This is a genomic window from Tepidicella baoligensis (genome assembly GCF_013432195.1).
Classification (GTDB): Bacteria; Pseudomonadota; Gammaproteobacteria; order Burkholderiales; family Burkholderiaceae_C; genus Tepidicella; species Tepidicella baoligensis.
Genome location: NZ_JACCDB010000009.1, coordinates 90,205 through 112,937, shown reverse-complemented (window position 1 = coordinate 112,937; position 22,733 = coordinate 90,205). Strand labels below are relative to the sequence as shown.

19 protein-coding genes and 1 pseudogene are annotated in these 22,733 nt (G+C 65.9%); 10 read left to right on the top strand and 10 right to left on the bottom strand.

From position 1 onward, the window contains the following. Positions 1-263: 263 nt before the first annotated feature. From HZS63_RS10455 to HZS63_RS10435, 5 genes and pseudogenes are all read right to left on the bottom strand, one after another. The gene (locus tag HZS63_RS10455; protein WP_017677012.1) at positions 264-542 is read right to left on the bottom strand and encodes a hypothetical protein; all 279 of its coding nucleotides are present in this window, start codon (positions 540-542) and stop codon (positions 264-266) included. Between the two features lie 65 nt (positions 543-607). After that, positions 608-958: a DUF2958 domain-containing protein gene (locus tag HZS63_RS10450; RefSeq protein ID WP_017677011.1), complete on the bottom strand. Its 351-nt coding sequence runs from the start codon at positions 956-958 to the stop codon at positions 608-610. Positions 959-1,239: 281 nt separating this feature from the next. Next, entirely contained in the window at positions 1,240-1,746 is a 507-nt protein-coding gene (gene radC, locus HZS63_RS10445; RefSeq protein ID WP_017677010.1) for a RadC family protein, read from the bottom strand. A gap of 325 nt (positions 1,747-2,071) precedes the next feature. Continuing rightward, positions 2,072-3,191 (bottom strand): annotated as a pseudogene (locus HZS63_RS10440) (PDDEXK nuclease domain-containing protein). Next, positions 3,188-4,393 (bottom strand): tyrosine-type recombinase/integrase, encoded by a 1,206-nt coding sequence (locus HZS63_RS10435; RefSeq protein ID WP_017677008.1) that lies wholly within the window; start codon positions 4,391-4,393, stop codon positions 3,188-3,190. Before HZS63_RS10435 ends, HZS63_RS10440 begins: the two are co-directional and overlap by 4 nt. Positions 4,394-4,697: 304 nt before the next feature. Here HZS63_RS10435 and HZS63_RS10430 point away from each other — a divergent pair, with 304 nt between their 5' ends. Continuing rightward, positions 4,698-5,321 carry a DUF6806 family protein gene (locus HZS63_RS10430; protein WP_180683976.1) on the top strand — a complete coding sequence of 208 codons (624 nt, stop codon included), beginning with the start codon at positions 4,698-4,700 and terminating at the stop codon, positions 5,319-5,321. A 63-nt stretch (positions 5,322-5,384) separates the two neighbouring features. Here HZS63_RS10430 and HZS63_RS10425 read toward each other — a convergent pair whose 3' ends face one another. Continuing rightward, the gene (locus HZS63_RS10425; protein WP_180683975.1) at positions 5,385-6,935 is read right to left on the bottom strand and encodes a fumarate hydratase; all 1,551 of its coding nucleotides are present in this window, start codon (positions 6,933-6,935) and stop codon (positions 5,385-5,387) included. After that, complete coding sequence (locus HZS63_RS10420; protein WP_180683974.1) at positions 6,932-7,822, bottom strand: ion transporter; 891 nt, start codon at positions 7,820-7,822, stop codon at positions 6,932-6,934. Before HZS63_RS10420 ends, HZS63_RS10425 begins: the two co-directional genes overlap by 4 nt. A gap of 147 nt (positions 7,823-7,969) precedes the next feature. Here HZS63_RS10420 and acs point away from each other — a divergent pair, with 147 nt between their 5' ends. Next, on the top strand, positions 7,970-9,964 hold the full coding sequence (acs, locus tag HZS63_RS10415) for an acetate--CoA ligase (protein ID WP_180683973.1): 1,995 nt from the start codon (positions 7,970-7,972) through the stop codon (positions 9,962-9,964). Positions 9,965-10,018: 54 nt separating this feature from the next. Here acs and xdhB read toward each other — a convergent pair whose 3' ends face one another. After that, positions 10,019-12,331 carry a xanthine dehydrogenase molybdopterin binding subunit gene (gene xdhB / locus HZS63_RS10410; RefSeq protein ID WP_180683972.1) on the bottom strand — a complete coding sequence of 771 codons (2,313 nt, stop codon included), beginning with the start codon at positions 12,329-12,331 and terminating at the stop codon, positions 10,019-10,021. Further along, positions 12,328-13,890 (bottom strand): xanthine dehydrogenase small subunit, encoded by a 1,563-nt coding sequence (gene xdhA / locus HZS63_RS10405; RefSeq protein ID WP_180683971.1) that lies wholly within the window; start codon positions 13,888-13,890, stop codon positions 12,328-12,330. The genes xdhB and xdhA overlap by 4 nt, the downstream gene beginning before the upstream one ends. Before the next feature lie 120 nt (positions 13,891-14,010). On the opposite strand from xdhA, the gene HZS63_RS10400 reads away from it, so the two are divergent. The 8 genes from HZS63_RS10400 to HZS63_RS10365 all read left to right on the top strand — a co-directional run bounded on the left by HZS63_RS10400 (position 14,011) and on the right by HZS63_RS10365 (position 21,816). Next, positions 14,011-15,555 carry an ABC transporter ATP-binding protein gene (locus tag HZS63_RS10400; protein WP_180683970.1) on the top strand — a complete coding sequence of 515 codons (1,545 nt, stop codon included), beginning with the start codon at positions 14,011-14,013 and terminating at the stop codon, positions 15,553-15,555. Further along, complete coding sequence (locus HZS63_RS10395; protein ID WP_180683969.1) at positions 15,542-16,606, top strand: ABC transporter permease; 1,065 nt, start codon at positions 15,542-15,544, stop codon at positions 16,604-16,606. The genes HZS63_RS10400 and HZS63_RS10395 overlap by 14 nt, the downstream gene beginning before the upstream one ends. A 3-nt stretch (positions 16,607-16,609) precedes the next feature. After that, positions 16,610-17,530: an ABC transporter permease gene (locus HZS63_RS10390; protein ID WP_180683968.1), complete on the top strand. Its 921-nt coding sequence runs from the start codon at positions 16,610-16,612 to the stop codon at positions 17,528-17,530. Between the two features lie 41 nt (positions 17,531-17,571). Further along, on the top strand, positions 17,572-18,714 hold the full coding sequence (locus HZS63_RS10385; protein WP_180683967.1) for a BMP family ABC transporter substrate-binding protein: 1,143 nt from the start codon (positions 17,572-17,574) through the stop codon (positions 18,712-18,714). A gap of 91 nt (positions 18,715-18,805) precedes the next feature. Next, a complete protein-coding gene (locus HZS63_RS10380; protein ID WP_180683966.1) occupies positions 18,806-19,780 on the top strand; it encodes an aromatic ring-hydroxylating dioxygenase subunit alpha in 975 nt (324 codons plus the stop codon). Between the two features lies 1 nt (position 19,781). Continuing rightward, positions 19,782-20,828 carry an adenosine deaminase gene (locus tag HZS63_RS10375; RefSeq protein ID WP_180683965.1) on the top strand — a complete coding sequence of 349 codons (1,047 nt, stop codon included), beginning with the start codon at positions 19,782-19,784 and terminating at the stop codon, positions 20,826-20,828. A gap of 39 nt (positions 20,829-20,867) precedes the next feature. Next, positions 20,868-21,434: a dCTP deaminase gene (gene dcd / locus HZS63_RS10370; RefSeq protein ID WP_180683964.1), complete on the top strand. Its 567-nt coding sequence runs from the start codon at positions 20,868-20,870 to the stop codon at positions 21,432-21,434. A gap of 10 nt (positions 21,435-21,444) precedes the next feature. Then, the gene (locus tag HZS63_RS10365) at positions 21,445-21,816 is read left to right on the top strand and encodes a cupin domain-containing protein (protein ID WP_180683963.1); all 372 of its coding nucleotides are present in this window, start codon (positions 21,445-21,447) and stop codon (positions 21,814-21,816) included. Positions 21,817-21,829: 13 nt separating this feature from the next. Here the strand turns inward: HZS63_RS10365 and HZS63_RS10360 are convergent, their stop codons facing one another. Continuing rightward, positions 21,830-22,723, bottom strand: a complete 894-nt coding sequence (locus HZS63_RS10360; RefSeq protein ID WP_180683962.1) for a DMT family transporter — start codon at positions 22,721-22,723, stop codon at positions 21,830-21,832. Between the last annotated feature and the right edge of the window lie 10 nt (positions 22,724-22,733).

Here is a 22,733-nt window from a genome sequence, read left to right as displayed (position 1 = left end):
GCGGCTCGATGCGCAACGCGCACGACAGCGCGACCGGCCATGTTTCTTGGCCGGGGACGCACAGCATTCAATGCTCGATGCACAAGCTCATGCGCCAGTCACGGGGAAACAGGTTCGACAGCGACTGCTGCGGCCTGGCCGATCCGGCGCAGCCGGTTCGGCGGTCTTTGAGGGGCGCCAAGCATCGCGCGGCGGGGATAGCCCGCAGGGCTTTCCCCTGGAGGTAAGCGAAGCGCGCAGCGCCCCGGAAGGGCGCGAAGGCATCACGCCGAGTCGTCAGGACGCAGGCTGGATTCCGATACCGGCATCCACGGCGATGACGAGTCCAGCAGATAGCGCGCACCGCGCGCGTACAGACCCGACAGCCCGGTGGGCTGGTAGAACCCGGTGACGCGGCGCCGGAACTGTGCGCCGTATTCGTTGGTGTAGATCACCGCGTCGCCGATCTTGAAGCGCAAGGGCTGGCCGTTCTCCGGCGCGAACGGCTTGAGCGCATCGTGCTGTGCTGTGATTTCGATGATGTAGTCGTGATGGCTGCTCATGGCATTGATCTCCTTCGATAGTCGAGAAAGCACAAGGAGCGCCTTGCAGCGCTCCCACGGCCAGGTCAGACAGCGATCCGCCCGGCCAAGCGCGCATCGCGCGCATAGGCGCTCAACCGCTTCTCGGCGCGGAAAGACAGGTCGCGCTCAATCGGCAGGCCCAGCCCGCCGCGCACCGTCGCCAGTTCGCCCAGGCTGACCCAGCCGATTTCCGGCGCCCCCAGGCCCAGGTCGCAAAGACCAAAGGCGTGGTCGTGGTCATCGGGATCAATCTCGGTCAGCAGCCAGGTCGCGCCGGCGTCCGGCGTGAACAGCTTGACCACGGGGGCCGGATCGAAGTCCGGGTTCTCCAGCGATTCGCGGCCGTTGGCCAGCAGCACGATGCGCTGCTCGTCAGTGATGAGTGCGTTGTTCATGGTGAACTCCTGAAAGGATGCCGGGCGGAATTGCCCGACCCTTCCGGGGCACGGCGCAGCGCAAGCAGTCAGGGGTCAACGACGGCCGCCAGGACGCAAGCGCCATCGGCGCGCAGCCCTTGACGGCGAGAACGCCGTGGCACGATGAAGGGAACAGCAAGACCGCCTCCCTCACACCTCCACGCACCCCGGTTTCCAGCAAGTGCGCAGCACGCGCAGGCCCGCGAGGGCCGGAGTTGCGCTGCCGGGCGCAGCAAAAAGGGGGCCGAAGCCCCCAAGGATCAAAGCAGGCCGCGTTCGGCGAATGACGTGGTACGGCTCCCGGCGACGATGATGTGATCCAGCGTGCGAACGTCCACCAGCGCGAGCGCCTGCCGAAGCTGCGCGGTCATCGCCTTGTCGGCCGCGCTCGGCTCGGGGTTCCCGCTCGGATGGTTGTGCGAAACGATGACCGCCGCCGCATTGAGCCGCAGCGCCAGCTTGACCACCTCGCGCGGATGCACCTCGGCGGCGTCGATCGTGCCGTGGAACATCTCCACGTAGTCGATCAGCCGATGGCGCGTGTCGAGGAACAACACCGCGAATACTTCGTGCTCGAAGCCGGCCAGCTTGGCGCGCAGGTAGTCCTTGACCACCACCGGCGAAGTGAACTCGGCACCACGCTGCATCTTCTGTTCGATGACCTGGCGCGCGGCTTCCAGAATCTGGTCGGCGTCTGCCGGCCGATAGCGCCCACGGCCATCGCGCACCATCAGCGGGGTATCGAGAGAGAGGGTCAGTTGCGACATAATCGTGCTCCGGTTGCTCGGGCGGAATTGCCCGGAACCGGCGCCAGCACGGCGCAGCGCAAGCAGTCAGGGGTCGCAGACGGCCGCCAGGACGCAAGCGCGCATGGCGCGCGCCGCCCTTGACGGCGAGAACGCCGTGATACGGTGAAGGGAACAGCAAGACCGCCCATATCCGCCCACTGCACACAGTCGGCTTTTGGGGCAAGCGGAGCGCGCAGGCCCGAGAGGGCCGGAGGCGTCAGGGGTCAAAGCCGAATGGCCGCGATTCGGCACGAAGCGCGGGGCGCAGCCCGCGAACCCGACGGCGGCACGCCGGGACGCCCAGCTATTGCGGGAGCTTCCTGGGCTGCTTCGCCACACGCGACTCCAGCAGGCGCCGCGTGGTTTCCAGCTCCTTCTGCAACAGCTCGGCATCCGGCAGCACGGTGCGGTAGTTCGCCGCCATCACCTTCGTTGGCAAGCCCTCCAAGGCATACCGCGCCAGCGCGTGGCCCTTGTCGGCGCAGAGGATCAAACCCACAGGCGGGTTCTCATCGGGATAGGCCCAATGCTCCTTGGCGTAGTTGCAATACATGTGCATCTGGCCCACGTCCGCATGGGTCAGGCTGCCCAGCTTCAAGTCGATGATGACCAGGCAGCGCAGCCGCCGGTGGAAGAACAGCAGATCCACCCGATACCACGTCTGGTCGATGCGCAAGCGCCGCTGCCGCCCGACGAAGGTGAAGCCTTCGCCCAGCTCCAGCAGAAAATCCTCCAGCCGCTGGATCAGGGCTGCTTCCAGATCGGATTCCGAATACTCGTCCTTGAGATTCAGGAACTCCAGCACATACGGGTCTTTGATCGCATCATCCGGCCTGACGGCATCCTCCGGCTTCGGCGCCGCGCTCGTAGAACTGGCTGCCGATCTGCCGGTCAAGCTGGCGCACGCTCCAGCCACCGCGCAGCGCCTCGGCCTCGTAGAACCGGCGGGCGTGCTCGTCCTTGACCGACAGCAGCCGCACGTAGGCCGACCACGGCAGCGTGAACACCTGCGCCAGCTCGCCCAGGGCCAATTTCCGAGACACTGTCTCGGATTTCTCGGCGGGCAGCCCGTCCCCCGATTTCCGAGACAGCGCCTCGGAAATCACCGGCCGGGGATAGGCGGCGAAGAACCGCCGCATGTTCTCCAGGTTGTCCGGGCTGAACCCGCGCCCGAAGCGCGCGGTCAGGTCGGCGGACAGCCGGGCAATCAACTGTTCGCCGTACCCTGCGCGCCGCTTGCCCTGTTGCTCGGCCTCCACGATGCGGCGGCCAATCTCCCAATAGCTGGCCGTCATCAGCGCATTGACGCTGCGCGCCGCCGCCTGGCGGGCGGCATCGAGCAGTTCCACGATGCCGCCGTGGATGCCGGCGTAGCCGGCAGGCACGGCAGCGCCTTTTACTGCTTTCGGCGTCCGGGCGCTCATGCCGTGGCCTCCTGGGGCGGGCGTTGCCGCGCCTTCGTGATGGTCTGGCGCCGGGTCGCCACCAGCTCGGCCGCCTGGCGCACAGGATCGTCCTCGGTGTGGACATAGCGCATGAACATCGCCACGGTCTTGTGCGCTGTCAGCGCCATGCCGACCTTGAGCGGCACGCCCGAATTGGCAATGTCCGTCGCCGAGCGGTGGCGGATGCCGTGGGTGCCCACCTTTGGCACACCGGCACGGTCAAGGATGCGCCGCCACGCCTGATAGTAGGAGTGGGGGCTTAGCGGCTTCTTGTGATCGAGGATCGCGGGGCAAACGTAGGGCGAATCGCCATAGTGGGGAGCACTCTCCAAAAGGCGGCGAGCCTCGGCGCTCAGGGGCTTGGACATATCGCCGGTCTTGCTGTCCGGCCAGACCACCCGGCCGTTGGGCAGGTCGAGCCAATCCCATTGCAACAGCAGGATTTCCGACATGCGCGCCGCGAACTCGAATTGCAGCCGGACGGCCAGCAGGTGGATGGGATGCTCCAAGCCCTCGGCCTCGGCCTTCTCCAGATAGGCGAACAGCTTGGTCATCTGGTCGTCGGTAATGAGCCGGGTCGAACCCTTTTCCGGGTACTTGGGCACATGGCGGCAGGGATTGGAGCCATCGGGCCGGTAGCCCCACAGTTCGGCCAGGTTGAACATCTTTCGGACGAGCGACAGCACGCGGTTGGCCTGGGTGGGCGACTTCTCCATGCGCTTCATCAGCGCGGTGATGTCGTTGCGCGTGACTTCATGAACCTTCTTGCTGCCAAAGGCCGGGATGACGAAGCTGTCAATCTGGTACTGGTAGCCGGCCTGCGTGCTGGGCTTGTTGTGCGGCTTGGAGTGGTCGTCCATGAACCGGCCGCACAGCTCCTTGACCGTTGGCGCCTTGCGGGCTTCGGCCTTGTCGAGTCCGGGATCGCCCCCGCGCCGGACTTCGGCCAGCCAGTCTTGCGCCAGCGATCGGGCCTGTTCGACCGTCAGCTCGCCGAACTGGCCGATTGCCGGCTTGCGCCGCACGCCGGAGTTCGTGCGGTACTGGACCATGAATACCTTGCGGCCGGTTGGTGTAACCTTGCACAAGAAGCCCGGAACGAGCGTATCCCGGAGTTCCACGTCGCAGGTTTGCGCCTGCGCCGTGTCAACGACGGACTTGGTGAGTTTGATCTTTGCCATGAGGTGCTCCTGAAAGGCCCCGATTCCAGGGGCCGGCTAGGAGCCAGGCGGAGGAGAACCGGGGCGGTTTGCATCGCGCACCGGGATATGATCGAAGGCATTGGTCTGGCGGAAAACCTGCTACAGCAAGCCACATCCAAGTCCAGCGTTAGCCCGGTGCGGATGCCATGCTCTGGCTTAAAATCCGCCGCTGGCTGAAAGGCGGCGTGCCGGTTCGATTCCGGCTCGGGGCACCAAGACTTACAATCGCAACCTGTCGAAAAGGGCAGGAACGCGCCTGAGGCGCATCATTGCGAGCAACACCATGAGCCATCAACCCCCGCCTTTTGAGATCCATGTCCACGGTGACATTCGCCTGCGTGACGACGTGGACTACGCCCACATCCAGGAAGCCCTCAAGCCGCTGTGGCAGTACGTCGGTGCGCGTTCGCTCGTCGATGCCGCCCCCAGCCACTACGAAGACGAGCCTGGCATCCGCTTCGACCCCAAAGAGCGCCTGTTGCAGATGTGCTGGACGCTGGAGGGTGACGAGGACTTTCGCCTGGCCATCGAGGAGGCCTGCATGGGGCTGAACGACATCGCTTCGGCAGGTGCGCCGATCGAGGTTTCGTTCTACGACATCGAATTCGACGAGGAGGAGGCCGGCCCGGACCAGGAAGCGCGTGACGACTTCGTGATGTGTTTTGTCGGCCCCACACCCGCCGCCATCATGCAGGTGCAGCGCGACATGCTGGTGCAGGACGTGGTCCACCTCATGGAGCGCCATTTCGACGCTTCGGAACTTGGCGAGGTGGTGGGCGCGATCGATCGGTTGTTCACCAACCGATTCGATGCTCTGGTCAATTCCATGCAGCTCGGGCGCCCGCCGCGGGGTTCCGGACCCGCCGGTGGGCACGGCGGGCCGCGCAAGCCGCGTCATCTGCATTGAGAGGGAACGCCCAAACCCTGTCTGCCTGAGGCGCTTGGGCTCGGGCTTTTCTGTGTAGCGGTCTCAGCCTGCCGCCACGGCAATGCCTTTGAATTCGCCGCTGGCGATGCGCTGCTTCCATTCCGCCGGGCCGGTCTCGTGCACGCTGGTGCCGGTGGCATCCACCGCCACCGTCACCGGCATGTCGCGCACCTCGAATTCGTAGATCGCCTCCATGCCCAGGTCGGCAAAGCCCACCACCTTGGCGCTCTTGATCGCCTTGGCCACCAGATAGGCTGCGCCACCCACCGCCATCAGGTAGGCGGAGCGGTTGTCCTTGATCGCCTCGATGGCCACCGGGCCGCGCTCGGACTTGCCGATCATCGCGATCAGTCCGGTCTTCTCCAGCATCATGCGGGTGAACTTGTCCATGCGGGTGGCGGTGGTGGGGCCGGCGGGGCCCACCACCTCGTCGCGCACCGGGTCCACCGGGCCCACGTAGTAGATCACGCGGTTGGTGAAGTCCACCGGCAGCGGCTCGCCCTTGGCCAGCATGTCGGCGATGCGCTTGTGCGCCGCGTCGCGGCCGGTCAGCATCTTGCCGTTGAGCAGCAGCTTTTGGCCCACCTTCCAGGACGCCACTTCCTCCTTGGTCAGGGTATCGAGGTTGACGCGGGTGGCGCTCTTCGTGTCCGGCGTCCAGGTGACGGCGGGCCAGTCTTCCAGCTTCGGGGGGTCGAGCCGGGCCGGTCCGCTGCCGTCCAGGTGGAAGTGTACGTGGCGCGTGGCCGCACAGTTGGGGATCATGGCCACCGGCAGCGACGCGGCATGCGTCGGGTAGTCGAGGATCTTGACGTCCACCACGGTCGTCAAGCCCCCCAGACCCTGCGCGCCGATGCCCAAGGCGTTGACCTTCTCGTACAGCTCCAGCCGCAGCGACTCGACACGCGTCAGGGCAGCGCCGGACTTCGCCTTGTCGATCAGCTCGTGGATGTCCACCGGAGCCATCAGCGATTCCTTGGCCAGCAGCATGGCCTTCTCGGGCGTGCCGCCGATGCCGATGCCCAGGATGCCCGGCGGGCACCAGCCGGCACCCATGGTGGGCACGGTCTTGAGCACCCAATCCACGATGGAATCCGACGGGTTGAGCATCGCCATCTTGGACTTGTTTTCCGAGCCGCCGCCCTTGGCCGCGCAAATGACCTCGATGCCGTCGCCGGGCACGATCTCGTAGTGCACCACGGCCGGGGTGTTGTCCTTGGTGTTCTTGCGGCTGCCGGCCGGGTCGGCCAGCACCGAGGCGCGCAGCGGGTTGTCCGGGTTCAGGTAGGCGCGGCGCACGCCTTCGTTGACCATCTCCTGCACGCTCATGGTCGCGTCGGGCCAGGTCACGTTCATGCCCACCTTCAGGAAGACGACCGCGATACCCGTGTCCTGGCAGATGGGGCGGTGGCCTTCGGCGCTCAGGCGCGAGTTGGTCAGGATCTGCGCGATGGCGTCTTTGGCGGCGGGTGACTGTTCGCGCTCGTAGGCCTCGCCCAGCGCCCGGATGTAGTCCAGCGGGTGGTAGAAGCTGATGTACTGAAAGGCGTCGGCGATGGACTGGATCAGGTCTTCCTGTTTGATGGCGGTCATGTGGGGCTTCCTTCGGAAGGAGGGGAAACAGGCCTACCGGCCTGGGGCAGGCGCTCGCTGAGCAGCACCCGGAGTTCACCGATTTCCCGCCGCAGGGACTGGATTTCGGCGTGCAATTCGTGTTCGATGGATTGTCCCACCTGCTCCACGGTCTGTATCGTGTCCTGGTGTTCGCTTTCCTGGAAGGTCTGCATCGCGTTGACGATGATCGCGATGAACAGGTTGAGCATGGTGAACGTGGCGAACAAGATGAAGATGATGAAAAAGGCCCAGGCGTAAGGGATGGCTTCCATCACCGGACGGGAGATGCCCATGGACCAGCTCTCCAGCGTCATGACCTGGAACAGGGTGTAGAGCGAGCGGCCCAGGTGCCCGAACCATTCGGGGAAATGCTGGCCAAACAGATGGGTGGCGATGACCGCAAACACATAGAAGATCAGCAGCAGCACCAGCGCAATGGATGACAGCCCCGGAATGGCCGACAGCAACGCCCCGACCACCCGGCGCATGGAGGGCACGATGGTCAACACCCGCAGCACCCGCAGCACCCGCAGGGCGCGCAGCACGGCGAACGGTCCGCTGGCTGGCACCAGAGCGATGGCCACCACGGCGAAATCGAACACGCTCCAGGGGTCGCGGAAGAAAGCGAGGCGATGCACGTACAGCCGGGCGGCGATTTCGATCACGAACACCGAGAGGATGGCCTTGTCCGCCGCCTTCAGCCAGTGGCCCGAATGGGCCATGAAGCTGTGGGAGGTTTCCAGGCCGAGCAGCACCGCGTTGATGATGATCAGTGCGAGAATGGTGTGCTGAACCCAGCCTTGGTTCAGAAACGAGTCGATCTTGTGGCGCAACGCGCCTGGCGTGCCGGAGGACTCCGTCAGCATGGTCGTGGGTCAGGCCGAAGGTTGAAGAAAAAGGTCAACCCGCTATTGTAGGTCTGTGGGTGTGACCGCGGGTGTAAGAGCCTCGTCAGAGACATTGCGCACATTCGACGGTTGTTCATCGTTCATAGACCCTGAGGAGAGCTTTTCATGTCCGACACTTCGACCGCCATCCAGTCCACTCTGGTGGAAAATCGCGTGTTCGAGCCCAGCGAGGCCACTGTCAAGGCCGCCCGCATTGCCGGGATGGACGCCTACAAAGCCTTGTGTGCCGAAGCGGAGCAGGACTTCGAGGGCTTTTGGGGCCGGCGCGCCCAGGAACTGCTGGCCTGGCACAAACCTTTCACCCAGGTGCTCGACGAGTCGAACAAGCCGTTCTACAAGTGGTTCCAGGATGGGGAGCTCAACGCCTCCTACAACTGCCTGGATCGTCACATGGGCACCCCGCGCGAGAACAAGACCGCCATCATCTTCGAGGCCGATGACGGTGCCGTGACCCGCGTGACCTACAAGGAACTGCTGGCCAAGGTGAGCCAGTTCGCCAACGTGCTCAAGGCCAAGGGCGTGAAAAAGGGCGACCGCGTGGTCATCTACATGCCCATGACGGTGGAGGGCGTGGTGGCCATGCAGGCTTGCGCCCGCATCGGTGCCACGCACAGCGTGGTGTTCGGCGGCTTCTCGGCCGGGGCGCTGCGCGACCGTGTGCAGGATGCCGGTGCCGTGGCCGTGATCACTGCCAACTATCAGATGCGTGGCGGCAAGGAGTTGCCGCTGAAGGCGATCGTAGACGAAGCCCTGGCCATGGGCGGCTGCGAAACCGTCAAGAGCGTGATCGTGTTCCAGCGCACGAAAACCGCCGTCAACATGGTGGCTGGCCGCGACAGCTTCATGCACGAGGAAATGGCCCAGCAGCCGACCGAGTGCCCGGCCGAAATGGTGGGGGCGGAGCACCCGCTGTTCGTGCTCTACACCTCTGGCTCCACCGGCAAGCCCAAGGGCGTGCAGCACAGCACCGGCGGCTACCTGCTGTGGGCCAAGCAGACCATGCTGTGGACCTTCGACCTGAAGGACGACGACGTCTTCTGGTGCACGGCAGACATCGGCTGGATCACCGGTCACACCTACGTCGCCTACGGTCCGCTGGCCGCGGGCGCCACGCAGATCGTGTTCGAGGGCGTGCCCACCTACCCGAACGCCGGCCGCTTCTGGCAGATGATCGAAAAGCACAAGTGCACCATCTTCTACACCGCGCCGACCGCCATCCGTTCGCTGATCAAGGCGGCCGACACCGATGAGAAGGTGCATCCGAAGAACTGGAACCTCTCGAGCCTGCGCATCCTGGGCTCGGTGGGTGAGCCGATCAACCCCGAAGCCTGGATGTGGTACTACAAACACGTCGGCGGCGAGCGCTGCCCGATTGTGGACACCTTCTGGCAGACCGAAACCGGTGGCCACATGATCACCCCGTTGCCGGGCGCTACGCCGCTGGTGCCGGGCTCCTGTACCCTGCCGCTGCCGGGCATCTTCGCCGCCATCGTGGACGAGCAGGGTAACGACATGCCCAACGGGCAGGGCGGCATCCTGGTGATCAAAAAGCCGTGGCCGTCCATGATTCGCACCATCTGGGGTGACCCGGAGCGCTTCAAGAAGAGCTACTTCCCCGAAGAACTCAAGGGCTACTATCTTGCTGGCGATGGTGCCGTGCGTTCCGAGGACCGCGGTTATTTCCGCATCACCGGCCGCATCGACGATGTGCTGAACGTGTCCGGCCACCGCATGGGCACCATGGAAATCGAATCCGCGCTGGTGGGCAAGACCGATCTGGTGGCCGAGGCCGCCGTGGTTGGCCGCCCGGACGACGTGACCGGCGAGGCCATCGTCGCCTTCGTGGTGCTCAAGCGCCCGATCCCAACCGGTGACGAAGCCAAGGCGATTGCCAACGAGCTGCGCAACTGGGTGGCCAAGGAGATCGGTCCGATCGCCAAGCCCAAGGAAATCCGTTTCGGCGAAAACCTGCCCAAAACCCGCTCCGGCAAGATCATGCGCCGCCTGCTGCGCTCGCTCGCCAAGGGCGAAGCCGTGACCCAGGACACCTCTACGCTGGAGAATCCACACATCCTGGAACAGTTGGCCAAGTCCAACTGACGGCAGGGATGCGCCTCGTCCCCTGGAGGCACTCCAGGGGGCGGAGGCGGTGTTTCAGTCCGCCGACAAGGCCCGCAGCACCCGTTCCGGTGTGGCCGGTGCATCCATCTGTACTGGCTCGCCGTCTCCTCGTGCCTGCGCCACCGCGTCACGGATGGCCTCCCACACGCTGATGGCCAGCATGAACGGCGGCTCGCCCACCGCCTTGCTGCCGAACACGTTGTCCTCGCGGTTCGGTTCCGGCCACAAATCCACCTTCAGGCGGGCGGGAATGTCGCCGGTGGCGGGGATTTTGTAGGTGCTGGGCGCGTGGGTGGTCAGTTGACCTTGAGCGTTCCACACCAGCTCTTCGGTCGTCAGCCAGCCCATGCCCTGCACGAAACCGCCCTCGATCTGTCCGATGTCGATGGCCGGGTTGATGCTGTGCCCCACGTCGTGCAGGATGTCCACCGCCAGCACGCGGGTTTCGCCGGTGAGGGTGTCGATGGCCACCTCGGCGCACGCAGCGCCGTAGGCAAAGTAGTAGAAGGGCCGCCCGGTGAGGGTGGTCTTGTCGTAATGGATTTTGGGCGTGCGGTAAAAGCCGTCGCTCCACAGCTGGATGCGGTTGGCGTAGGCCATGCCCACCATCTCGGTGAAGTCGCGCGTCGCCTGGGGGGTGATGACCTGGCCGTGGCGGAATTCCACCTCGCCCGCGCCGCAGCCGTCCAGCCCGCAGACGAAGGCGGCCAGATTGTGCCGCACGTTGCGCGCCGCAAACTGCGCCGCGCGGCCGTTGAGGTCGGTACCGCTGGAAGCGGCGGTGGCGCTCGCGTTGGGCACCCGGGCGGTATCGCTGGCGGACACCAGCACCCGTTCGAAGGGCACGCCCAGCTCGTCGGCCACGATCTGAGCCACCTTGGTGTGCAGGCCCTGGCCCATCTCGGTGCCGCCGTGGTTCACCATCACGCTGCCGTCGGTGTAGACGTGCACCAGCGCGCCGGCCTGATTGAACAGCGTGGCCGTGAAGCTGATGCCAAACTTCACCGGCGTGAGCGCCAGCCCGCGCTTGATCACGGGGCTGTCCACGTTCCAGGCAGCGATCTCGTGGCGGCGTTGCTGGTAGCGGCTGGTGTGGGCCAGGCGGGTGATCAGCGGCTCCAGGATGTTGTCTTCCACCTGCATCTGGTAGTGCGTGGTGTCGCGCTTGCCGCTGGCGGTGAGTCCGGGGCTGCCGGGGGCATGGCTGTACAGGTTGCGCAGGCGAACGGCCAGCGGGTCCAGCCCCAGGTGGCGGGCGATGTCGCCGAGTATGGTTTCGATGGCGATGACACCCTGTGGTCCCCCGAAGCCCCGGAATGCCGTGAAACTCTGCAGGTTGGTTCGGCAGCGGAAGCTGTGGATGGCCACGTGTTCCAGGAAGTAGGCGTTGTCGCAGTGGAAGACGGCGCGATCGGCCACGGGGCCCGACAGGTCGGCCGAAAAGCCGCAGTTGGCCAGCAGCGTCAGGTCCAACCCCAGCAGGCGGCCTTCGCTGTCGAAGCCCACGGTGTAGTCGTAGGCAAAGGGGTGGCGTTTGCCGGTGATGAGGAAGTCGTCGTCACGGTCGAGCCGCAGCTTGACGGGGCGCCCTGTCTTGTGGGCCGCGATGGCCGCCCAGACGGCCAAGTGACCGGCTTGGGTTTCCTTGCCGCCGAAGCCGCCGCCCATGCGCCGGCATTCCACGCGCACGCGGTGGTTGTGCAGGCCCAGCGCATGGGCCACCCAGTGCTGCACCTCGCCCGGATGCTGGGTGCTGCTGTAAATCACCCATTGCTGCTGCTCGTGCGGCACCGCGTAGGCGATCTGCCCTTCCAGGTAGAAGTGCTCCTGACCCCCCACTTCGAACGATCCGCTCAGGGTGTGCGGCGCCTGCTTCAAGGCGCGGGCCGCGTCGCCGCGCGTCACGTGTACGGGAGGGAGCACGTAGCTCTGGCGGGCGTGTGCCTCGCGCGCGGTGAGCACGGCGGGCAGGGCTTCGATGTCGAGCGCGACGCGCCGCGCGGCGCGTCGCGCGGTCATCACGTCGTCGGCCAGTACCAGGCCTATGACCTGGCCGACGTGCTGCACGGTGTCGAGCGCGAACACCGGTTCGTCGTGCGCGAAGGCGGCGAGAATGGGGTCGCCGGGAATGTCGCGGGCGAGCACCACGTCGCGCACGCCGGGCAGGGTCAAGGCGGTCCGGGCGTCCACCCCGCGCAGGCGGCCATGCGCCACCGGCGAGAGGATGGGGGCGGCATACAGCGTGCCTTGCAGTTCAGGCATGTCGTCCACGTAGGTGGCGCGGCCGGTGATTTGCGCGATGGCGCTTTCGTGGGGCAGTGAGGTGCCGCAGGCGGTGGCGCTCATGGCTGTGCCTCCCCAGTGGGATAGGGAAATGGATGCTCCAGGGTGAGGGGCCAGACCGAGGAGGACTGGCTTTCGAGCCAGCCGCGCCACAACAGGTTGCCCAGCACGGTGCGGCGGTAGTCGGCGCTGGCGCGCATGTCGGAAATGGGGGCGAATTCGTGGCTGAGGGTGCGTATGGCGGCGCGCACCGTTTCAGCCTGCCAGGGCTGACCGTTCAAGGCCGCTTCGGTCTGCCAGGCCCGGGCGGGCGTGGCCGCCACACCGCCAGCCCCCAAGCGCGCCTGCACCACTCGCCCGCGCTCGATCTGCAGGCTCATGGCCAGGCACACGGCGGAGATGTCGTCGTCGAAGCGTTTCGAGACCTTGTACACCCTCGTCCACTCGCCGCTGTGTTGCTCAGGGGTGTAGGCGCGACGCGCCTTGGGCACCTTGACCCAGGCCACGATCTCGTCGGGGGCGAGTTGGTTCTGGTGGTAGCCGGTGTAAAAGTCCTCCAGGGCCAGTTCGCGGTGGGCGATGCGGCCCCGCGCCCCTTGGCCGCTCCAGCGCATCAACACCACACTGGCGCCCAAGGCGATCAGCAGCGGCATGGAGTCGCCGATCGGGGAGCCGTTGGCCACGTTGCCCACCAAGGTACCGGACTGGCGCACCGGCAGACCGGCGAAGCGCTCGGCGAACGTGGCCAGGGCGGGGCGGTCTTTCACCAGAGCGGCGTAAGCGTCGGACAGGCGCACCCCGGCCCCGATGGCGATGTGGTAGGGGTAGCGTTCGATGCGGCGCAACTCGGCGGCCTGGGTCACGTCCAGCACCTGCCCGAACTGCCGATGCCCTTTGTTGACCCACAGGCCCACGTCGGTGCAGCCGGCCACGATCTGGGCATGAGGGTGTTCGCGACGGGCCCGCAGCAAAGCTTCCAGGGTGTCGGGAGCCATGTAGTGGCCCGATCGTGTGGCCGGTGGGGGTATCTGGTCCAGCAAGCGGCGCACGGCCCGTTCCTGAACCTTGGCCGCAGGCAGACCGGCCATGCGTTGGGCGGCGTCGAGGATGGGGCGGTAGCCCGTGCAGCGGCAGAGGTTACCCGACAGGTCGGCCTGCGCCACCTCGCGTGTGATGGTTTCGCCAGCCCGAACCCGGTTCTGGTACAGGCCGAAGAGGCTCATGACGAAACCCGGTGTGCAAAAGCCGCACTGGGAGCCGTGGTTGTCCACCATGGCCTGCTGCGCCGGATGCAGGGGAGCGCCCTGAAGGTCGATCAGCGGATCGGCGTTGAGGTCTTCCGCCGTCCAGACCGCCTGGCCGTGCACCGAATGGGCCATGCGGATGCAGCTGTTGACGGCGCGGTAACGCAGGCCCCGGCCTTCGCGTTCGGCCAGTACCACGGTGCAGGCCCCGCAATCGCCTTCGTTGCAGCCTTCCTTGGTGCCGGTCAGGCCGAGGTCTTCGCGCAACACCTGCAAGAGGGTGCGAGTGGGTGATACATTCGGGAGCGACACCACGGTGCCGCGCCTGACGAATTGCAGAGTGCTTTCGGCCGCAGCGGTCGGGACAGAGGTCTTCATGCGCAACAGGTTAGCGTTTTTCTTGAGACAGCAACATATTCGTCATGGTATGCCTTTCATGCGGGAAGTGGTATGAAAGACCGGCAGCGTTTCGACAAGATTCAAAAAGCCCACCGTTGCATGACCCCTCCCACGCACCACCCACCCCGGCTACAACTCACCCGTATCACCAAGCGCTACCCGGGTGTGGTGGCCAACGACGACGTTTCGCTCACCGTGGCGCCCGGCAGCATCCACGCCGTGCTGGGCGAGAACGGGGCCGGTAAGTCCACGCTCATGAAAATCATCTACGGCTCCGTCAAGCCCGACGACGGGGCCATGCTCTTCAACGGCAAGGCCGTGCACATCCGCAACCCCCAGGAAGCGCGTGCCCTGGGCATTGCCATGGTGTTCCAGCATTTCAGCCTGTTCGACACCCTCACCGTGGCGGAAAACGTGTGGCTGGGGCTGGACCAGTCGTTGAGTCTGCGCGAGGTCAGCGAGAGCATAGGGCTGAAAGCGCGCGAGTACGGGCTTGACGTCGATCCCGAGCGTCCGGTGCACTCCCTCAGCGTCGGTGAGATGCAGCGCGTCGAGATCATCCGCGCCTTGCTGGCCAGCCCACAATTGCTGATCCTCGACGAGCCCACTTCGGTGCTCACGCCTCAGGCAGTGGAGAAGCTGTTCGTGGTGCTGCGCCAGCTCGCCGAGGAAGGGTGCAGCATTCTTTACATCAGCCACAAGCTGCACGAGATCCGCGAGTTGTGCGATACCTGCACCGTGATGCGCGGGGGCAAGGTCATGGGTGTGTGCGATCCAAGGCAAGAAAGCAATGCCTCGCTCAGCCGGCTGATGATCGGAGCCGAACCCCCGAAGCTGGCGCACCGGCCCCAGCAGGCAGGCGACGTCATGCTGGCCGTGCAAGGCCTGAACCTGCGCAGCGACGATCCCTTTGGCACGGAGCTTCGAGGCATCAGCCTGGAGGTGCGTGCCGGCGAGGTGGTCGGTATTGCCGGCGTGTCGGGCAACGGGCAGGCGGAGTTGCTGGCCTGCCTGTCGGGAGAAAACCCGCGCGCGCCTGTGGGCAGCATCCGTCTGGCGGGGGCCGATGTGTCCCGCCAGGGGCCTGGAGGGCGGCGCAAGCGTGGGCTGCATTTCGTGCCGGAAGAGCGGCTGGGCCGAGGGGCCGTACCCACGCTCAGCCTGGCCCAGAACCTGCTGCTGACGCGGCGCGACGCCATTGGCCCCCTGGGCTGGATCAAGCTGGGCAAGCTGGAGCAGCAGGCCGCAGCGATCATTGCGCGCTTCAAGGTCAAGGCCAACGGCCCGGGGGCGGTGGCCCGGTCGCTGTCGGGGGGCAACCTGCAGAAGTTCATCGTGGGCCGCGAAATCGAGGCCAGACCCACCGTGCTCATCGTCAGTCAGCCCACCTGGGGTGTGGACGTGGGGGCCGCGGCGCAGATCCGCAGCGAAATCCTGGCCTTGCGCGACGCCGGTTGCGCGGTGCTGGTGGTCAGCGAGGAGCTGGAGGAACTGTTCGAGATCTCCGACCGCCTGTATGTGATTGCCAAGGGGCGCCTGTCGCCTTCGGTGCCGCGGTCCGAGGCGACGGTGGAGCGGGTCGGGGAATGGATGTCGGGGCTGTGGGAGGCGCCCCAACCGGAGGTGGCCCATGCTGCGGCTTGAACCCCGTCCACAGGCATCGCCACTGTGGACCTACGCCTCGCCGTTGCTGGCGTTGGCCATCACCGTGGTGATCGGCGTGATCCTTTTCACCGTGCTGGGCAAGGACCCGGTGCGGGGCTTGCAGATTTTCTTCTGGGAGCCGATCAAGTCCCCCTATGCCTGGTCGGAGCTGGCGCTCAAGGCCACGCCGCTGCTCATCATCGCGCTCGGGCTGGCGCTGTGCTTCCGCTCCAACGTGTGGAACATCGGGGCCGAGGGGCAGTTCGTGATCGGCGCCATCTTTGCGGCGGGTGTGGCGTTGTCGGCCGACCGCAGTTGGGGCATCTGGCTGGTGCCGGCCGTGCTGCTCGGCGGGGTGGTCGGGGGTATGTTGTGGGCCGGGGTCACGGCGCTGCTGCGCGACCGCTTCAACGCCAATGAGATCCTGGTCAGCCTGATGCTGGTCTATGTGGCGATCCAGATCCTCAACTACCTGGTGTTCGGCCCCTGGAAAGACCCGATGGGATTCAACATGCCGCAAACCCCGCGCTTCGACCGCGCCGCGATGATGCCTCGCCTGTTCGATGGCTTGCGGGTCAACATCGGGGTGATCATCGGCCTGGTGGGTGTGGCGCTGATGTGGCTGTTCATGTTCCGCACCTACGCCGGGTATGCCCAGCAGGTGGGCGGGCTGGCGCCGGCGGCAGCCCGCTACGCGGGGTTTTCCTCGCGCAAGGCCTTGTGGGTGGCGTTGCTGGTGTCCGGCGGGGCCGCAGGCCTGGCCGGTGCGCTGGAGGTAGCCGGTCCGATCGGGCAACTGACGCCCCACATTCCGGTCGGCTACGGTTTTGCCGCCATCATCGTGGCGTTCGTGGGGCGCCTGCATCCGGTGGGCATCGTGTTGTCTGCGATCCTCATGAGCATGTTCTACATCGGCGGGGAGCTGGCGCAATCGCGCCTGGGGCTGCCCAAGTCCATCAACGGGGTGTTCCAGGGGCTGCTGCTGTTCGCGCTGCTCGCCTGCGACACGCTGATCCACTACCGGGTGGTGTTGAAGCGGCGGGGAGGCTGACGCATGGAAGTGTTCTTTCTGAATGTGGCCACGTCGCTGAACGCCGGCACCGTGCTGGCGATCGCAGCGCTGGGCCTGCTGCTCAACGAGAAGGCGGGCATCGTCAACCTGGGCGCCGAGGGCATGATGCTGTGCGCGGCCCTGGCCGGATTCGCCATGGTGGTGCATACCGGCAGCGGCCTGGCGGGCCTGGGGGCCGGCATGCTGGCGGGGGCGGCTCTGGCGGCCATCTTCGGCGTGCTGGTGATCTGGCTCAACACCAACCAGTACGCGACCGGGCTGGCGCTGTCGCTGTTTGGGGTGGGTTTTTCGGCGTTTGCTGGCGTGGCCTACACGCGCGAAAACCTCTCGAGCAAGATGGTCAGTGCCCCCTCGATCTGGTCCGATATCCCCGTGATCGGCCCTGGCATGGCGCGGCTGGACGGCATGGTTTGGGTCGGGCTGGCATTGGCCGCTGGCATGATCTGGTTCCTGTACCGCAGCCGCGCCGGGTTGGTGCTTCGCAGTGTCGGCGAGAACCCCGATTCGGCCCATGCGCTGGGCTACCCGGTGCGTTTCATTCGCTGGCTGGCCGTGGTGGCCGGCGGCAGCCTGTGTGGACTCGCTGGTGCCTACCTCTCCACCCAGTACACCCCGTTGTGGACCGAGGGCATGACGGCCGGGCGTGGCTGGATCGCCCTGGCCTTGACCACCTTCGCCACCTGGAGGCCGGCACGCATATTGCTCGGCGCCTACCTGTTCGGCGCCGTGACGATGGCGCAGTTCTACCTCCAGGGGCGTGGTGTGCAGATCAGTGCCGAATTCCTGAGCATGCTGCCCTACCTCGCCACGGTGGTGGTGCTGGTGCTGATTTCGCGCAATCCGGTGTGGATTCGTACTAACATGCCAGCTTCGCTGGGCAAGCCGTTCCATCCCGGTGCCTGACCCTTTTCCGTTCTCCCCAACCTGTCAACCAAGAGGCAAACATGACCGATCTGAGCAAACGTTCACTCATCAAGGCGGCCGCGATCGCCGCGCTGGCTGGGGTCGCCCTTGTCGGCTGCGGCAAGAAAGAAGAAGCCGCTGCGCCCGCGCCCGCACCAGCGGGGGCCGAAGCCCCTCAGGTCACCAAGGCCGCCTGGGTCTATATCGGCCCGGTGGGTGACGCCGGTTGGAGCTATGCCCACGACCTGGGCCGCCGCGGTGTGCAAGCCCATTTTGGGGATCTGGTGCAGACCACCTACGTCGAGAGCGTGCCTTACGGGGCCGACGCCGAGCGGGTGTTCCGCGATCTGGCCCAGCAGGGCAACCAGATCATTTTCGGCACCTCCTTCGGTTACATGGAAACCATGCTGAAGGTGGCCGAGGATTTCCCCAACGTGAAATTCGAACACGCCACGGGCTACAAGACCGCGCCCAACATGCGCGTCTACGACGCCAGCTTCTACCAGGACACCTACATGGCCGGCGTGATCGCCGGGCACATGACCCAGACCGGCACGCTGGGCTTCGTCGGTTCTTTCCCCATTCCTGAAGTGCTGCGCAACATCAATGCCTTCACGCTGGGAGCCCAGTCTGTGAGGCCCGACGTGAAGGTGCGCGTGGTGTGGGTGAGCAGCTGGTTCGACCCGCCCAAGGAGAGCGAAGCCGCCCAGGCCCTGATCAACCAAGGGGCCGACGTGCTGCTGCAGAACACCGACTCGACCGCGGTGCTGCAGACCGCCGAGCGCAACGGCAAGTTCGCCTTCGGCTGGGACAGCGACATGAGCGCTTTCGCGCCCAACGCCCACCTGGCTTCGGCCATCGTGAATTGGACGCCCTATTACGTGAAGTCGATCGAGGAACTGCGCAACGGCACCTGGGAAACCAAGCGCACCGTCTGGGGCGTGAAGGAGGACCTGAACGACCTCATCAAGATCGCCGATTTCGTGCCCGCCGAAGCCAAGGCCAAGGTCGAGGAAATCAAGGCCGGCATGAAAGCCGGTACGTTCGAGCCCTTCACGGGCCCGATTTTCGACAACACCGGCCGTGAAGTGCTGGCGGCGGGCGTGCAGGCCGACCGCGCCTGGAAAGACGGCGTGAACTTCTTCGTGCGCGGCATCGAAGGCCGGGTGCCCACGGGCAACTGACACCGGCACCGGTAGCCGGGGCTGGGCCCCAGCGTGTAGCCAGGCCGCCACGCCTCCTTGTGGCGGCCTTTGCGTTTTCGTGGAGTGGCACATGAAAGAACGAGAAGGCTGGTGGCCGGTGGCCCTGGAAGCCGAGGTGGGGCTGCAACCGCTGGCCCAGTCCCTGCTGGGTGAGCCGCTGGTGTTGTGGCGCGAGCCGGGTGGGGCGGTGGCGGCATTGGCCGATCGTTGCCCGCACCGGGGTGCCCGACTGTCTCTGGGCACGGTGGTCGACGGCACCCTGCAGTGCCCTTACCACGGCTGGCGTTTCGACGCGCAAGGCCGCTGCGCGGCGATTCCCGCCTTGCCCGAATTCCAGCCTGCCGTCGTGCACGCCGCTTGCCGTCATGAGGTGCAGCTGGCGCACGGCCTGGTGTGGGTCCGGCTGGCGGCACCCGCCGAGGGCAACGACTCCGCCTTGCCGGGTATTCCGCGCCTAGACGATCTGCCCAGCCGACGCCTGATCTACGGCCCTTTCGACGTGGCCACCAGCGCGCCGCGCGCGGTGGAGAACTTCCTCGACACCTCGCATTTCGCCTTCGTGCATCGCGGCTGGCTGGGTGATGCCGGACACCCCGAGGTGCCCGCTTACGACGTGACCGAAACGCTAGACGGGCGCCCGGTGATCGAGCGCTACAAGGCGTGGCAGCCCCGCGCCACCGCCGCCGCGCAAGATGGAGACTGGGTCACCTACCGCTACGAGGTGCTCAGCCCCTACAGCGCGTTGTTGACCAAACAAGGCGATGCCGGCGGCCCGCAGGACAGCTACACCATCTGGGCCTGCCCGACCACAGAGGAGTCCTGCCGCCTGTGGTTTGCCCAGTACACGACCGATGAGACGACGCCGGATGAGGTGCTGCGCGATTTCCAGGTCACCATCTTCTCGCAGGACCAGCCCGTGCTCGAGTCCCAGAGCCCCAAGCGCCTGCCGCTGAGCGGCGGGGAAGTGCACAGCGCCGCCGACCGGCTCAGCGCCGCCTACCGCCGCTACCTCAAGCGCTGCGGCATCACCTTTGGAGTGTGTTGAGATGCATCTGCCCCACATCACCCCCCAGCGTCTGCCTTCGGTGTTGCGCCGCATGCCCAAGGCTGAACTGCACATCCACATCGAAGGCTCGCTGGAGCCGGAGTTGATCTTCCAGCTTGCCGAGCGCAACGGCGTGAAGCTGCCTTACGAGAGCGTGGAGGCGCTGCGGGCTGCCTATGCCTTCACCGACCTGCAAAGTTTTTTGGACATCTACTACGCCGGCGCCAGCGTGCTGTTGAAGGAAGAAGATTTCTTCGACATGGCCTGGGCCTACCTGCAAAAGGCGGCCGCCGAGAACGTGGTGCACACCGAAATCTTCTTCGACCCCCAGACCCACACGGCGCGCGGCGTGCCCATGGGCACGGTGATTCAGGGCCTGCACCACGCCTGCCAGCGGGCACACCAGGAGTTCGGCATCAGCGCGAAGCTCATCCTGTGTTTCCTGCGCCACCTCAGCGAGGAAGATGCCTTTGCCACGCTGGAAGCGGCGTTGCCCTACCGGCACCATTTCATCGGGGTGGGGCTGGATTCGAGCGAACTGGGGCATCCGCCAGAGAAGTTCGCGCGCGTGTTCGCCCGCAGTCGCGAACTGGGCCTGCATGTGGTGGCCCATGCCGGGGAAGAGGGGCCACCGGCCTACGTCTGGAGTGCGCTGGACGTGCTGCAGGTCGAGCGCATCGACCACGGCGTGCAGGCCATCCACGACCCGGCCCTGATGCAGCGGCTGGCGCAGGAGCGCGTGCCGTTGACGGTCTGCCCGCTGTCGAACGTCAAGCTGTGTGTGTTTCCCACGCTGGCGCAGCACAACCTCAAGCAGCTGCTCGATGCCGGACTGTGCGTCACCGTCAATTCCGACGATCCGGCCTACTTCGGGGGCTATCTGAACGACAACTTCGTCCAACTCTTCGAGGCGCTGGAGTTGGGGCCGCGCGAAGCCTACCAGTTGGCATTCAACAGTTTCGAAGCCAGCTTTGCCGACGCCGCCACCAAGCGCTCGTGGGAGCACCAGCTCAAGACCTTCTTCGAGGACCTGCGCGAACACGACTGAGCCCTGCCCGTAAAATCGCCCCGCAACAGGAGCGCATGCATGACCATCAAAAGCGACAAGTGGATCCGCCGCATGGCCGAACAGCACGGCATGATCGAGCCGTTCGAGCCGGGCCAGATCCGCGAGGCCGACGGCAAGAAGATCATCAGCTACGGCACCAGCAGCTACGGTTATGACATCCGCTGTGCGCCCGAATTCAAGGTGTTCACCAACATCCACAGCACCGTGGTGGACCCGAAGAATTTCGACCAGAAGAGCTTCGTCGATTTCCACGGTGACCACTGCATCATCCCGCCCAACAGCTTCGCGCTGGCGCGCACGGTCGAGTACTTCCGCATTCCGCGCAACGTGCTCACCATCTGCCTGGGCAAGAGCACCTACGCGCGTTGCGGCATCATTGTGAACGTGACCCCGTTCGAGCCCGAGTGGGAAGGCTATGTGACGCTGGAGTTCAGCAACACCACGCCGCTGCCGGCCAAGATCTACGCGGGCGAGGGCTGCGCACAGGTGTTGTTTTTCGAGAGCGATGAGGTGTGCGACGTGTCCTACAAGGACCGCGGCGGCAAATACCAGGGGCAGCACGGCGTGACGCTGCCCCGTGCTTGAGGAGAAGCCCATGTCGGCTCACGATCTGCTGTCGTTCGGCCATCCGGTGGATGGGGTGCCGGATATTTCGCATCCGCACCCGGACCGGCGCATCGCGGGCAACCCGCTGCGCGAGACCTGGAACCTGGTAGATGCGCCACTGGGCCGGGCCGAAACCTTCAGCACGGGCATCTGGCGCTGCGAACCCGGCCACTGGGCAATCGCCTTCGGGCCGACCGAGCGCGAGGTGTTCACCGTGCTGGAAGGCCGTTGCCGGGTGCGCCGTTTCGACGGCAGCCACGAGGAAGCGGGCCCCGGTCAGTCCATCCACATCCCGCCCGGTTTCACCGGCTCGTTCGAGGTGTTGGAGACGGTGGTCAAGGTGTACGTGATCGTCGAGTAGGGCCCTGCGTGCCTCAACGCCGCCACAGGGAGCGCCAAGCCCCGGACGGCAGCAGCACGGCTGCGATAGCGGCCATCACGCACACCACGGCCACGCCGTCCTGCCAGCGTGGCCATTCGCCCGCGATCACCGTGGCGCTGGCGGTCCCCACCAGCGGCACCATCATCACGCTCATGGCGCTGGTGGCCGGGGGCAGGTGCCGTGCCAGCGAGAACCAGATGATCTGGGCGATCCCATAGTTCATGAACACGCCATAGGCCAGCAGGCCCCACATGCGCAGGCTGAAGTTCCACTGCGGCCAGGGTTCGAAGGTGAAGGCCATCGCCCACAGGACGATCGAGGTCAGCGCCATCATCCACACCGTCAGGGCCTCCACCGGCAGGGTGAGGGTGGCGCGGCGCATCATCAGCGTGCCAATGGCCCAGCTCATGGCGGCGCCCAGCATCACGAGCACGCCGACCGGTCGGCCCGCCATGGCGCCGAGTTCGTCGGCCAGCAGCAGCACCACGGCGGCCGCCACGGCCAGGGTGGCCAAGGCGGAACGGCGGGTGAGGTGCTGACCGAAGAACAGCGCGCCGAGCAACACCGTCCACACCGGCATGGTGAAACCCAGGATGGCCGCCCGGCCGGAGGCCAGTGCCGCCACCCCGAAAATCGCCAGCGTGTGCCAGCCCAGCATGTTGGGCAGCCCCAGCGTGACGATGCTGCGCCATTCGCTGCCTGCGGGCCGCAGGCGCACCCCGCGCTGGCGGTAGAACGCGAATAGCCAGAGCGCACCGCCCGTCATGGTCACGGCGCGGAAGTACAGCGGCGAGAGCTCCTGCAGCGAGAGCTTCATCACCGGCCAGTTCACGCCCCACATCAGGGTGAGGGCCGCGAGCCCGAAGGCCTGGCTGCGGGTCAGCATCGGTGGACGC